The sequence below is a fragment of the Achromobacter sp. UMC46 genome (assembly GCF_014170335.1).
Taxonomy (GTDB): domain Bacteria; phylum Pseudomonadota; class Gammaproteobacteria; order Burkholderiales; family Burkholderiaceae_B; genus Achromobacter.
This window is the reverse complement of sequence record NZ_LZZS01000005.1, coordinates 295888-309077: the sequence shown is the minus strand read 5'-3', so window position 1 is coordinate 309077 and position 13190 is coordinate 295888. Positions and strand designations below refer to the sequence as shown.

The 13190-nt window shown below is 66.7% G+C and carries 15 protein-coding genes and 1 pseudogene; 2 read left to right on the top strand and 14 right to left on the bottom strand.

Translation table 11 applies throughout. The features are described 5' to 3' along the window. Nucleotides 1-82: 82 nt before the first annotated feature. Complete coding sequence (locus tag A9973_RS09180; protein WP_183013453.1) at nt 83-751, top strand: HAD family phosphatase; 669 nt, start codon at nt 83-85, stop codon at nt 749-751. Here A9973_RS09180 and A9973_RS09175 read toward each other — a convergent pair whose 3' ends face one another. The 14 genes and pseudogenes from A9973_RS09175 to A9973_RS09110 all read right to left on the bottom strand — a co-directional run bounded on the left by A9973_RS09175 (nt 752) and on the right by A9973_RS09110 (nt 11365). Further along, the gene (locus tag A9973_RS09175) at nt 752-1711 is read right to left on the bottom strand and encodes a DMT family transporter (protein WP_183013452.1); all 960 of its coding nucleotides are present in this window, start codon (nt 1709-1711) and stop codon (nt 752-754) included. 79 nt (nt 1712-1790) lie between these two features. After that, nucleotides 1791-2660: an AraC family transcriptional regulator gene (locus A9973_RS09170; RefSeq protein ID WP_183013451.1), complete on the bottom strand. Its 870-nt coding sequence runs from the start codon at nt 2658-2660 to the stop codon at nt 1791-1793. 9 nt (nt 2661-2669) lie between these two features. Further along, nucleotides 2670-4283 carry an EAL domain-containing protein gene (locus A9973_RS09165; RefSeq protein WP_183013450.1) on the bottom strand — a complete coding sequence of 538 codons (1614 nt, stop codon included), beginning with the start codon at nt 4281-4283 and terminating at the stop codon, nt 2670-2672. 106 nt (nt 4284-4389) lie between these two features. Further along, the gene (locus tag A9973_RS09160; protein ID WP_183013449.1) at nt 4390-5688 is read right to left on the bottom strand and encodes an RNA polymerase sigma factor; all 1299 of its coding nucleotides are present in this window, start codon (nt 5686-5688) and stop codon (nt 4390-4392) included. After that, the gene (locus A9973_RS09155) at nt 5685-6092 is read right to left on the bottom strand and encodes a VOC family protein (protein WP_183013448.1); all 408 of its coding nucleotides are present in this window, start codon (nt 6090-6092) and stop codon (nt 5685-5687) included. Before A9973_RS09155 ends, A9973_RS09160 begins: the two co-directional genes overlap by 4 nt. 2 nt (nt 6093-6094) lie before the next feature. Next, nucleotides 6095-6640 carry an SRPBCC family protein gene (locus tag A9973_RS09150; RefSeq protein ID WP_183013447.1) on the bottom strand — a complete coding sequence of 182 codons (546 nt, stop codon included), beginning with the start codon at nt 6638-6640 and terminating at the stop codon, nt 6095-6097. Between the two features lie 18 nt (nt 6641-6658). After that, nucleotides 6659-7069 carry a YciI family protein gene (locus tag A9973_RS09145; RefSeq protein WP_183013446.1) on the bottom strand — a complete coding sequence of 137 codons (411 nt, stop codon included), beginning with the start codon at nt 7067-7069 and terminating at the stop codon, nt 6659-6661. A gap of 132 nt (nt 7070-7201) precedes the next feature. Continuing rightward, nucleotides 7202-7630: a type II toxin-antitoxin system VapC family toxin gene (locus A9973_RS09140; protein ID WP_183013445.1), complete on the bottom strand. Its 429-nt coding sequence runs from the start codon at nt 7628-7630 to the stop codon at nt 7202-7204. Further along, nucleotides 7627-7878, bottom strand: a complete 252-nt coding sequence (locus A9973_RS09135; RefSeq protein ID WP_183013444.1) for an Arc family DNA-binding protein — start codon at nt 7876-7878, stop codon at nt 7627-7629. Before A9973_RS09135 ends, A9973_RS09140 begins: the two co-directional genes overlap by 4 nt. 99 nt (nt 7879-7977) lie before the next feature. Further along, the gene (locus tag A9973_RS09130) at nt 7978-8331 is read right to left on the bottom strand and encodes a YciI family protein (RefSeq protein WP_183013443.1); all 354 of its coding nucleotides are present in this window, start codon (nt 8329-8331) and stop codon (nt 7978-7980) included. 135 nt (nt 8332-8466) lie between these two features. Next, nucleotides 8467-8622: pseudogene (locus tag A9973_RS31110) on the bottom strand (HD domain-containing protein); the annotation flags it as partial. A gap of 122 nt (nt 8623-8744) precedes the next feature. Next, entirely contained in the window at nt 8745-9686 is a 942-nt protein-coding gene (locus A9973_RS09120; RefSeq protein ID WP_183013442.1) for an OmpA family protein, read from the bottom strand. Next, entirely contained in the window at nt 9683-10555 is an 873-nt protein-coding gene (locus A9973_RS09115) for a motility protein A (RefSeq protein WP_183013441.1), read from the bottom strand. The genes A9973_RS09120 and A9973_RS09115 overlap by 4 nt, the downstream gene beginning before the upstream one ends. Nucleotides 10556-10735: 180 nt before the next feature. After that, entirely contained in the window at nt 10736-11365 is a 630-nt protein-coding gene (locus tag A9973_RS09110) for a GNAT family N-acetyltransferase (RefSeq protein ID WP_255469097.1), read from the bottom strand. Nucleotides 11366-11417: 52 nt separating this feature from the next. On the opposite strand from A9973_RS09110, the gene A9973_RS09105 reads away from it, so the two are divergent. Beyond that, a complete protein-coding gene (locus A9973_RS09105) occupies nt 11418-13190 on the top strand; it encodes an NYN domain-containing protein (RefSeq protein ID WP_183013440.1) in 1773 nt (590 codons plus the stop codon).

Sequence of the window (13190 nt, the reverse complement as noted above, 5' to 3'; positions counted from 1 at the left end):
CGCCGCAAGGCGCTTGGCGCAGCGACATGGCGAAGCGTCATGAAGGGGGCCTATCATGAAGGTCGATTCTGACGGAGCCGCCATGCATACGCCTGCCACCCGCCTCGTGATCTTCGATTGCGACGGCGTACTGATCGATAGCGAAATCATCGCGGCGCGCGCCCAGTCGCGCGCGCTGGCCGAACACGGCATCGCCATCACGCCCGAAGAGGCCGCCCGGCGGTTCGCCGGCATTCCCGACGCCGACATGTGGCAGACGCTGCAAGCGGAGAACGCCTGCACTTTGCCCGACGGCTTTGCGCGGCAGTACGCCGACCGGCTGGAAAGCACGTTCCGACAAGAACTGCGGGCGTTGCCCCACGTGCACGAGACTGTGGCCACGCTGCGGGCACGCGGGATGGAGATCTGCGTGGCCTCCAGCAGCACGCCGCCCAAACTGGAGGCGGCGCTGAGGCTGGTGGGATTGTGGGATGCCTTCGCGCCCAACGTGTTCAGCACGGCCCAGGTCGCCAAAGGCAAGCCGGCGCCGGACGTCTTCCTGTTCGCGGCGCGCCAGATGCGCACCGCGATCCTGGACTGCGTGGTGGTGGAGGACAGCGTGCCGGGCGTGCGCGCCGCCCGCGCCGCGCGCATGCGGGCCGTGGGCTTCGTGGGCGCATCGCACAACGGGCCGGACCAGCGCCAGCGCCTGTTGGATGAAGGCGCGTCCGAGGTGATCGACGACCTGAGCTTGCTGCCGGGCCTGTTGTAGTCAGGCGGGGGCGGGCACGGGTTCGGGTTTGACGCGCACGGCGCGCAGCACGCCGACGACCAGGCAGGCGATGCCCGCCATCGTCAGCGGTTCGGGCATCGTGCCGCGCAGGATGAAGGCGTAAGCCAGCGCTGCCAGCGTCTCGAACACGATCAACTGGCCGGCCAGCGCGGTGGGCAGCCGCTGGCTGGCCTCGTTCCAGCACAGCGTGCCAAGCCAGGACGCGAACAGGCCGATGATGATCATCAGGCCCAGGAACACGTCCGGGCGCGGGCCCAATGGCATGGCGAAGCCGCTGCCGGTGGCGGCCATGCCGCCCCACAACATCGCGTAGCCTGCCAGCGCAAGGGGCAGGGTGGCCACGCCCTGGGCCGTGGCCCAGGTACTGGGGCTGCGGTCGGGATGCGCGCGCAGCCAGTCGGCGTTGCGCAGCGGATACCAGGTCCAGCAGGCGACGGCGCCCAGCGCCAGCAGCGCGCCGACGGCGTAGCGGGATAGGTCGGCGTCGGCCTCCTGGCGCAGCGCTTGCAGCTCGACCTGGTTGACGCAGCCGATGCCCAGCGCGATCAGGGCCAGCGATGGCGCCAGGCGCTTCCAGGGCAGCTTGCCGTCACGGCGCGCATTGCGCAAGTTGGCGCAGACGGCGATCACCACCGGCAGCGTGCCGATGATCATGGTGGGGACGGGGCCGCCGGCCCGCTGGATGGCGCTGGCCAGGCACAGGTAGTACAGCAGGTTGCCGATGGCGGCCAGTTTCAGGGCCTCGATCCAGTCGGCGCGCGTCAACAGCCGCAGGCGATGGCGGTCCAGCCACGCAAGCGGCAGCGCGATCAGGCCGAACGCCAGATAACGCGCCACGGACTGCAGCGCGGCCGGGTATTCCGGCAACAGCAGGGGCCCCACGAATACCAGCCCCCACATCAGGCCGGCGGCCAGGGCATAAAGGGTTCCCGCCCACATACAACGCTCCAGGTGTTCAATGCGGGCAGTCTAGCCAGCGCCAGGCGGGCCGGTCTTGTACCAGATTGCGGTGGGGCGCCTAGCCGCGCACCTGCTTCTGATAGCGGGCGGGGGTGACGCCATACCGGCGCGAGAACGCGCGGGTCAGATGGGCCTGGTCGGTCAAGCCGGCCGCCAACGCCACCTGCGCGGGTTCGACGCCGGCGGCCAGCAGGCGCTTGGCTTCGAACAGCCGCAGCGCCATCAGCATCTGTTGCGGCGTGGCGTGGTGCTGCGCCTGGAAGCGGCGCAGGAAATGGAACGGGCTCAGTCCCGCCACGGCCGCCAATTCATCCAATGTCAGGCGACGCGACAGGTGGGCGCGCAGGTAGTCGATGACGAGCGCGAAGCGCTGCGCGCCTTCGTCCGGTGTCGCGCGCGGCACCTGGGCGTGGCGGCGGAATTCGCCCAGCAGCAGGTACAGCGCGCTGTCGAAGGCCAGGGGTTCGCGTGCCTGCCACAAGGTGTCGAGCAGAGCGGTCACGCGTTGCGCGCCGGCGTTGTCGTGGCCGACGGCCGTGTCGAACCACCAGCCGGATTCGCCGGTGACGCGCGCCACCACGTCCGGGTCGATATAGGCCATGCGGTAACGCCAGCCCGTGTCGGTTTCGGCGCGGCCGGTATGCAGCTCGTCGGGATTCATCAGCACGACCGACCCGGAGGGCGCCAGGTGCTCTGCGCCCCGGTAGCGGAAGCGCTCGACGCCGGATTCGATGGCGCCCAGGCCATAGGCTTCGTGCGTGTGGGGCTCGAAGGCGTGGCGCACGATGTGCGCGCGATACAGCTCTACGCCAGGCTGGTGCGCTGCATGGCGGAATTCGGCGCGGTCATTGGGATGGTCGAACGCCGCCGGCACGCCCGCCAGCAGGGGCGCGCCCGGCTCGGAAGAGGCGGTGGAATCGGGACGCATGCCTGCGATTTAAGCATGCCGGGCGGGGCCGAGGAAGGTCGAGGCGTCCGTGGGGGGCAGGCCTTGTCCGGCCCGCGCCGCGAATTCCTGCAGCTTCTGGATGCTCATGGGGCGGCCGAACAGCCAGCCCTGCGCATACTGCACCCCGCGTGCCCGCAGGATGTCGCGCTGCGCCTCGGTTTCCACCCCTTCGGCGATCATCTGCAAGCCCAGCGAGCGCGCCAGTTCGATGATGTGGAACGTCACCAGGCTGGTGGGGGCGTCGGTGCCCAGCGTGTCGACGAACATCTTGTCGATCTTCAGGAAGTCCAGCTCATAGGTGGCCAGGTACGACAGGCTGGAATGCCCCGTGCCGAAATCGTCGATCGCCACGCGGAATCCCCCGGCGCGCACCGCCAGCAGCACGCCGCGCGCTTTCTCCGGCGTCATCAGCCCGCGTTCGGTGATCTCCAGCACCAGGCTGTCGGGACGCATGCCCGCCTGCCGCACCAGATCCGTCATCCGCGTTTCGACGCCGCCGGCATGCAGGTCCTCGGAAGACAGGTTGATGGCGATGTGCAAGCGCGGGTTGCCGCGCAGCAGCGTGGCTGCGTCGCGCACGACGATCTCCATCACCCTGGACGTGACCCGCTGGATCATGCCGTTGGCCTCCGCAAGGGGGATGAAGACGTTGGGGCTGACCAGCGCGCCGTTTTCATTGCGCCACCGCGCCAGCGCTTCGGCACCGACGCACCGGCCGTCGCGCAGGTCGATGATGGGCTGGTATTCCACAAAGAACTCGTCGCGCTCGAAGGCCGCCTGCAACTCTCCGGCAAGCGACATGCGGCGCCGCGCGATGACGGCGACTGCCCAGGTCAGCAGCACGCCCAATATCAGGCCGACCGGCCCCAGGATATAGGCCGAACGCCGCACCTGGGCCTGCACCAGCGACGACGGCATGGCGGCCAGCGCGGCGTTGTCGGTGGCGGCGGACGGCTGCATCACCACGAAGTAGCCGTCGTCCTCGAACTGAAGGGGCTGGCCCTGGTATCGGTCGACCCATTCGTCGCGGATCACGCCGCGGCGTCCCAGGACGCGGCGCTGGCCGCCCGTGAAGAACGCCAGGGAAACGGGCGATTCCCGATTCAGCAAGTCGATCGCCAGATCGGGGTAGGCCAGGGCCGCGTAGCCGTCGCGCCCCAGCACGCTGAACTGGTAGCCGGGCAGGTTGGGCAATTCGATGCCGCTCCAGAAGCGCAGGCCATAAGGCCGGTTGCCGTCGGGTTTGCCCAGATTCAGCGGAAGGTCCTGATTGCCCAGCGTGGAACAGACCAGCGCGTCGTTCTCCAGGCGCGCCATGCCGGCCACGTGGCTGAAGGCCGCCGACAGGATGCCCATGCGGGTCAATTGCTCCGCCGAACAGGGCAGCTCGCCGGGATTGCTGTTCAGGGCAGTAATGGCGTCGCTGATTTGCATACGGGCATTGTCGGCCCGGTGCAACACATCGTCCGCCATGTCGTGCAGGGTCGCCAGGGCATCCTCGCGTCCCTGCGCCTGAGCCAGGTAGAGCGACAGTGAAAAGGGCACGACCAGCGCCAACACGCCGATCGTGGATGCCAACAGCACCGTGCCAGTCTTGTTCATGCGACGCTCCGCCCATTGCAGTTCCGCGGTTCGGACGAGCCTACTCCTGGCCGGCAGCGCCGGCGCACGCATTGACAATCTTTGACAGTGGCCAGGAAGGGGCGCGTCAGTCCTGGGAGGAAGGCGTGCGCTGCGCCAGCATGTCGCCGGCGCGCGCCAACAGCAGTTCGCGCTCGCGCGCGTTGCGCGTCATGCCGGCGGCGCGCTCGAACTCCGCATAAGCCTCGGCGTGGCGGCCCAGCTTGGCCAACAGGTCGCCGCGTACGCTGGGCAACCAATGGTAGTTGGCCAATGCGGCGTCGGCCGCCAAGGCGTCGACCAGGTCCAGCCCGGCCTGCGGCCCGAACGCCATGCCGACCGCGACGGCGCGGTTCAACGCCACCACCGGCGACGGCATCACCTGCGCCAGCGCGTCGTATAGCGCCACGATGCGCGGCCAGTCGGTTTCCGGCGGCGTGCGGGCGCGTGCGTGGCAGGCGGCCAGTTCGGCTTGCAGCGCATACGCGCCCAGCGCGCCGCCCTGGGCGGCCGACCGCGCAAGCGCCGCCAGCCCGCGCCGGATCAGCAAGGGGTCCCAGCGGCTGCGGTCCTGTTCCATCAGCAGCACGGGCCGGCCTTGCGCATCGGTGCGCGCCGGCAGGCGGGACGCCTGCAGTTCCATCAGCGCCACCAAGCCATGCACCTCGCCTTCGCCGGGGGTCAGTTCCGCCAGGATGCGGCCCAGCCGCAACGCTTCGTCGCATAGCGCCGGACGCATCCAGTCGTCGCCCGAGGTCGCCGAATAGCCCTCGTTGAAGATCAGATAGACGACTTCCAGCACGGATGCCAGGCGGGGGGCGCGGTCTTGTTCCCGGGGCACTTCAAAGGGCACCTTGGCTGCCGTCAGGCTGCGCTTTGCCCGTACGATGCGCTGGGCGATCGCCGATTCCGAGGCCAGGAACGCGCGGGCGATCTCGGCCGTGGACAGGCCGCCCAGCAGTCGCAGCGTCAGCGCCACGCGCGCCTCGGTGGACAGCACGGGATGGCAGGCGGTGAAGACCAGGCGCAGCAGGTCGTCGCCGATATCGTCCTGGCGCGCGGCGTCCAGCGCATCCACGAAATCGGGTTCCACGTCGGCCTGCAAGGCCTCAAGCTCGCGGCCGATCTGGTCATGCTTGCGGGTGTGCAGCGCGTCCAGGCGCAAGCGGTCGCGGGCACGGTTCTTTGCGGTGGTCATCAGCCACGCTCCCGGGTTGTCCGGCACACCGGTGTCGGGCCAGCGTTCAAGGGCGGCCACCAGCGCATCTTGCGCCAGTTCTTCGGCCAGGCCGACGTCGCGCACCAGTCGCGCGACGCCGGCGATGACGCTGGCGGCTTCGATCCGCCAGACCGCCTCGATGGCCCGATGGGTCGCCGCCTGGCTCATGCGCCAGCCGCTTCGCCGGGAATCATGTACACCAGTTCCCAGATGTGGCCGTCCAGGTCTTCGAAGCCATGGCCGTACATGAAGCCATGGTCTTGCGGCGTGCGCGGCGCGGTGCCGCCGGCGGCCACCGCCCGGGCGACCAGATCATCGACTTCGGCGCGGCTTTCGCAAGACAGGCAGATCAGCACTTCGGTGGCCCGGGTCGCGTCGACCAGCGGCTTGCCGGTGAATCCCTGGAAAAAATCCTTGGTCAACAGCATGGCGTAGATGTCGTCGCTGATGACCATGCAGGCGCCTTGTTCGTTGGTGAACTGCGGATTGAAGGTGAAGCCCAGGCTTTTGAAGAAGGCCTGCGACTTCTGCATGTCGGCGATGGCGAGGTTGATGTAGATTTGCTTGTGCATGTTCATGCTCCGGTAGGGGCCTGGCGCTTTTCGGCCAAGGCCTTCAGGTTGGTGAGCCCGTCTTCAAAATCCTGTCCGACCATACGGTCCATATTGAAGAAGATGTGCATCAGTTTTGCAACGAAGTTCAGCCGGCCTTCCATGGCCCAGACGACGCGCGTGCCGCCGTCTGCGGGCGTCAGGCTGAAGGTCACCTGGTTGACCGCTGCAAACGGCTTGACGAAGGTCAGGCGCATCCCGACGGTGGTGTTTGGTTGGGCCGATTCGATGCGCATTTCGCCCACGCCGACTTTCTCGCTTTCCCAGGCGTAGGTGGCGCCCGGGCCGACGGTGGACGCGCCGTAGCGGCCCTTGATTGCGGGGTCTTTCTTCTCGTAGGGGTTCCAGGTGTTGAACGCCTGCAGATCGTTGATCAGCGGGAAAAGGCGCTCCGGCGGGGCCTGGATCTGCGCGCTGCGCTCGACCCGGAACGTGTCAGGGCGGGTGGCGGCATACGCCAGCAGCAGAACGATGGCGGCCACGATGATCAGCAACAGGGTTTTCAGCATGAGGGGGTTCCGCGCGGCTTAGTGGCTGACGCCGGGAATGTCGCGAAAGCGGTCCACCGCCTTGCTGGGGGCGAAGTCTTCCAGCTCGAACAGCTGGCGCACTTCGATGGCGCAGGGCTGGCCGACGAACGGCTCGGGAAAGCGTAGCGCCCACTGCATGGCTTCTTCGCGCGAGCGCACCTGGATCATGGTGTAGCCGGCGATCAATTCCTTGGTCTCGGCAAAGGGGCCGTCCACCACCGTGCGCTGGCCGCCGTCGTATTGCACGCGCCACCCTTTGGACGACGGCTGCAAGCCGTTGGCGTCCAGCAGCACGCCGGCCTTGGCCAGCGCTTCGTGATAAGTCGCCATCGAGGCAAGCAGGCTTTCTTCCGGCATCAGGCCGGCTTCGCTGTCGGGCGTGGCCCGCACGATGATCATGAATCGCATCTGAATCTCTCCTTGGGTTGGGACATCGCAGCCTGGGTACCGGTCGGGACTTTCGGCTTGTACTGGCACGACGAACGGGAAGACATCAGATCGACAAGGAATTTGCAGACCTAGGGTAAGTACCAGGTGGAATCACCCATCAGATGCGATCCAGGGGTTGATGACCGTGAGGCCGGCAGCCAGGAAGGGGGCGACGTCGCGGGTCGCCACGCTCATTCCATGCGCAGCGGCTGTCGCTGCGATATAGCCCTCAGCAGCCGCGATTGCTTGACCGCTAGCCCGCGCCCGCGCCATCAATTCCGCATAAGGCTGGCTGGCGCCACCATCGAATGGCAAGACGCGCCCCGCGAACAACGCCAAGACGCGATGCTCAAGGTTGTGGAGCAGGGCGGTGCGCCGCTTGCCAGCAGGCAAAGACGCAATGCCGAACCGCAATTCGGCAACGGTGATTGCGGAAAGAAACAGGGTTTCCAGTGGTTGCTGGTCGATCCACGCGACAACGTTGGCAGAGGGGATCTGCCGCAATGGTTCCGAGACCACGTTCGTATCAAGCACAATCATTCGAACCTCGGTGGCGTCGCAGGGGTTTTGTCCCGCTGGCCGAATACCGCGACTTCTTCATCAGTCAGATTGGCTTGTCGCCCGATTTGCGCTAACAGGGAGCCCAGCTTGACGCGTCCTTCGGGCTTCACAGCGTCTTCCAGGATGGCACGCACTTCGGCTTCGGTGCTGCGACCATGTTGGGCTGCGCGTACGCGCAGGGCCCGGTGGACCTCGTCGGGGAGGTTCCTGACAGTAAGCATAGGCATGATGCGATGGCTCCATATGCATGCATTGACTGCATTTTATGAATCTGCAGTCAATCAGGCAAACGACTCGCCCTTTGATGGCGGCGGCGGACGGGGTCGTTACATGAAACACGGACCCAATTCGCGGACCTCGACGGTCGCCCACTGCGCCGCCGGGCATTCGGCGGCCAGGGCCAGGGCCTCTTCGCGGGTGTCGCACGTCAGCAGGAAGAATCCGCCGATCATTTCCTTGGCCTCGGCGTAGGGGCCGTCCATCAGCGAGCGTTCGCCGTCGCGGATTTGCAGGCGGACGCCTTCGGATTCGGACTTCAGGGATTCGGCCTGCGTCAGCAGGCCGCGTGCTTTCAGCCCTTCTGCGTAGCGCACCATCTGCGCATAGGCGTCGCGGCCTTCTTCGGGCGTGCGTTGGGCGCGCTGGCCCACGGGTTCAACGATCAGCAGCAGGTAGGACATGGGGGTTCCGGATTCTGGCTCGCGGTGGCAGGTTCGGAGAGCTTACGTCAGTCTTCCTGGAAAATCGATTCAGCGGTTGAAAGCGGTCGAGCGCTTTCGCGAACTTCGCGTCGTCGGTCGCGGCGCGCTCGAACTGCTCAGCATCAGGGCATACATCGCCAGGTGCCAGGAGTGTTCCGCGGTGTTTTCCTTTCGGCTGCCGTCAAGCAGCGGCGATTGCCGGATGACCGTCTTCAGCCGGTCGATTTCCCGTAGGAATCCCAGCTGCTTTTCCAGTGCGGACGATTGCATGATCTTCCACGCCCAGAGATTGACCACCTTCCAGTGTACGAAACGAATTCGGTTGGAAGGGGCCGATGGCTGTGGGGCAGCCGCTATCGCAATCAATGCGCCGTGGCGTCGACCGCGCCCGTTCAGGGCCCCTTGGCGACCGCTTTGACCGGGGTCTGCGCTTCCTTGACCGGCGCTTGTTTCGGCGCGATATCCATGATCAGTTCGACGCGCCGGTTGGCGGCACGGCCGGCGGGGGTGTCGTTGGATTCGATGGGCCGGGTTTCGGCGTAGCCCACCGCGCGCAGCCGCGGGGCCGCCACGCCGTCGCGCACCAGTTCGCGCAGCACGCTGGTGGCGCGGCTGCTGGACAGTTCCCAGTTGGACGCGAATTGCCGGGTCTGGATCGGCACCGGGTCGCTATGGCCTTCCACCGACACCTGGTATTCGTTCTTGGTCAGGATGGCGGCCAGGCGCTTGATGACATCCAGGCCGGCGGGGCTGAGCGTGGCCTGGCCCGAGGGGAACAGCAGTTCGTTGCTGATGCGGAAGCTGACGGACTGTTCATTGATGATCACGTCCACCGATTTGCCCAGGTCGCCCAGGCCCAGCGATTCCTTGGAAGGGGCCTTAAGCGGCGGTGCGGCGTCGGCCACTTTCACGCTGCCGTCGTCGGCGGGCGCGGTTTCGGCGGCGGGGGCGGGCGGCTCCGCCCAACTGGCGGGGATCGGGGTGGCGTCGAATTCGGCGTATTCGCCGTCGTATTTGGGCAGGCCGCTGGCGGCCAGCGTGCCGACCAGTTCCACCGGCGTGTCGGACGCGGCAGGGGCCTGGCCGTGCAGGCGCGACACGGCCAGCATCACCACCAGCATGGCCAGCAGCAGGGTGATCAGGTCCAGATAGCTCAGCAGCCAGTTTTCGGCGTCCTGCTCCACGGTCTCTTCGACGTGCCAGCGGGCGTAGCGGTCCTTGCGGTCAGTCTGGCTGGGACGCCAGCCGCTGTTGTCCGCCGCTTTCTGCGCGCGCAACTGGGCCTGGCGGGCCTGTTCGATCCGCTGCGCCAGGGAGGGCGAAATCAGGCTCATTGACGCGCGGGGGCAGGACGGGTGATGGAAACGGGCTGGGCGGCCGGCTTGACCTGGCCTTCCGTCTTGGATTTGGGCGGTGCCTTGGCAGTGAGGCCGCCGTCGTAGATTTCGTCTTCGACGTGCATGACGAAGGAATTCAGCGTTTCGCGCACGACGGCCGGCCCGCGCTTCTCGCACATCATCGAAATGCCTTGCAGCACCATGTTCATCGACTCGATGCGGCGCGCGGTGCGGCGCTCGAGCTTGAGCGCGATCGGCTTGCAGACCAGGTTGGCCAGCAGGATGCCGTAGAACGTCGTCATCAGGCCCACGGCCAGGTGCTGGCCGATCATCGTCATGCTGCCGTCGCCCAGCACGGCCATCAGGTTGATCAGGGCGACCAGCGTGCCCAGCATGCCGAAGGCGGGGGCGAAGGTGGCCATGACGCGGAACATCTGCGCTTCGGCCTGTTCCCGGGCGCGCAGGCGGGCGACGCGCCATTGCAGCACTTCAATGATCTGGTCTTCCGGGGTGTTGTCGATGATCAACTGCACGCCCGTGCGCAGGAATGGGTTGGAGACCTTCTTGAGCGCTTGCTCCACCTTGTGGACGTCGGTGTTCATCCAAAGCTGGGCCATGGACACCAGTTCTTCGATGTCGCGCTGCTGGTCGTGCTGGTCGTTGCGGAACACGGTGCGCACCAGCTTGAAGATGCGCAGCACTTCCTGCAGCGGGTAGGCGATGAACAGCGCGGCGCAGGTGCCGCCCAGGACGATGGCCAGGCCCGGCAGGTTTAAGTACATGCTGGCGTCGGTGGCGGATAGCGCGACGACGATAAGCAGGGTAAGCAGGCCGACGACGGCGCCGATGACGGAAGACGGATTCATGGATCTTGCCCGAAGGGGAAGACATTCCGTGCGCGGAATGCCGGATTTTCGGGAAATTCTAGCCAGGAGCCGCGGGAGTCAATCCGCCGGAAAGCAGGGCGAAAGGGCCGGTAAGCGCCGGCTTAACCTGCCCGTCAGCCAGCGGTGGGATGGGAAAAAAACGGGGTCGGATACCAGGCCTCAGACGGGGCGTTGGCGCCGGGCCAGCCATTCGTCGCGGGTGATTTCCCAGATCTCGGCCGGTTGGCGGCCGCTGACGAAACCGCGCTCTTCGAGGCCCACCACGCGCATGCCGCCGCGTTCGGAAATCTTGCGCGAACCGGTGTTGGCGACGGCCTTGGGCGCCCGAAGGAACGGCTTGCCCAGCACGTCGAACCAATAGGCGGTGACGGCGTCGCTGGCTTCGCTCATGTAGCCGCGGCCATGATGGTCCGGGTCCAGCCAGAAGCCGCGGTTGTTATGGGATTCGTCGTCCATCAGGCTGATCACGCCGATCAGGCGGGCGGGCGCGTCCAGCGTGCGTACAGTCCAATGCCATTGTTCGCCCCGGCGGATGGCGGGCAGCGCCACGTGCTCGACGTAGTCGCTGGCGCCGTCGTCTGGATAGGGCCACGGCACCTGGTCCGCCAGGAAACGCACGACTTCCCATTGCGGAAAGACGCGCTGGATGGCCTCGGCGTCGTCCATGGCGAGCGGCTGCAGGATAAGGCGGGCGGTGGTCAAAGCGGGGTAGGGCATGGCGTCGGCGAGGCGGGCAGGGCAGTGGCCGGGATGGCGCCTGAAGGTGGCGTAGCCGGATATGTATATCATGAGCGGTATCTGGCGGTCAGCCGCTATCGCCGCCACGGCATTGGAGAACCACATGAATACCCCCAACGAAAACGTCAGCATGGCGCTTTTCTGCGACTTCGAGAACGTAGCGCTGGGTGTGCGCGACACCAAGTACCAGAAGTTCGACATCCGGCCCGTGCTGGAGCGCCTGCTGCTCAAGGGCAGCATCGTCGTCAAGAAGGCCTATTGCGACTGGGAACGCTACAAGGAATTCAAGGCCCCCATGCACGAGGCCAATTTCGAACTGATCGAGATTCCGCACGTGCGCCAGTCGGGCAAGAATTCGGCCGACATCCGGCTGGTCGTGGACGCGCTGGATTTTTGCTATACCAAGTCGCACGTCAACACGTTCGTCATCATCAGCGGCGATTCCGATTTTTCGCCGCTGGTGTCCAAGCTGCGCGAAAACAACAAGAAAGTGATCGGCGTGGGTGTGAAGCAATCCACTTCCGACCTGCTGATCGCCAACTGCGACGAATTCATCTTTTATGACGACCTGGCACGCGAAGGCCAGCGCACTGCCGACGCGCGGCGCGACAACCGGGGCGGCGCTAGCGCCGGCCAGCGCCGGACGCCGGACGAAGAGCGCCGCCGCAAGGAAGAGCTCGACGCCCGCAAGACCCAGGCCGTGGAAATGGTCGTCGAGACGTTCGAGGCGCTGATGGCCGAACGCGGCGACAGCGGCAAGATCTGGGCGTCTGCCCTGAAAGATGCGCTCAAGCGCCGCAAACCGGATTTCAACGAGTCGTACTACGGCTTCCGCGCCTTCGGCAACTTGCTGGACGAGGCGCAGTCGCGCGGCTTCCTGGAAGTGGGCCGCGAGGAGAAGTCCGGTACCTATGTGTATCGCGACAGCGCCGATAGCGCCGACAGCGGCGAAAGCGCGCCGACCGAGAACCGCTCGGGCGGCAACCGCGGATCCCGTTCCGCGCAACATCGCCAGGCGGCGCCGGCAGAGACCGACGCCGAGGTCGACGCTGACGACGCGCAAGCCGGCGCGGTGCAAGCCGGCGCGGTGCAAGAGGAAGCCAATCCCCGTCCTTCCCGCAGGTCGCGCGGTGGCCGCAAGTCCGGCCGGGGCGCCAGCCAGCATGCCGAGCAGGCCGGTTCCGAAGCCGCCATTGCCGCCCCGTCCGCCGCTGCGCCAGCGGAGCAGGGTGCGGCACCGGTCGCCGCAGCCGTGACGCCCGCCGTGCCGTCCGAGGCCTCGGTTCAGGCCAATAAACAAGCAGAAGCCAACAAACAGGCAGAAGCCAACAAACAGGCAGAAGCCAACAAACAGGCAGAAGCCGATCGGGAAACCGCCAAGGAACTGGCGCAAGAAGCCGCCAAGCTGGAGGCCATGCGTGCGGATGCGCTGGCCCGCGCGCAGGCGCCCAAGCCGGTCCAGGCCTCGCGGCTTCCGCCGATGCCCACGCCGTTGCCCCAGGCGCGCCAGCCGCTGCCTGCCGTGGACATCGCCGAATGGACCTTTGCCGAACCCGCCGCGGATACCCGCCGCGAACCGGCCAGCAAGGTGCCTGCCAAGGTGTCGGACCCATTCGCCGGCGCACCTGCCAGGCAGCAGGTTGAAGAGGCGCCGGCCAGCCCGGCCGTCAAGCGTGCCCCTTCGCGTAGCCGCACAGCCACCAAGACGGCTACCAAGACGGACGTGGCCAAGGTAGCGGAAGCGGCCGCCGATGGCGCCGCCAAGCCTGCCAGCAAGGCACCGGCCAAGACGGCGGGCAAAACCGCCAGCAAGACGGCCAGCAAGACTGCGACCCGCACGCCCCGGTCCCGCAAGACGGCTGCCTCGGAGTCCTGA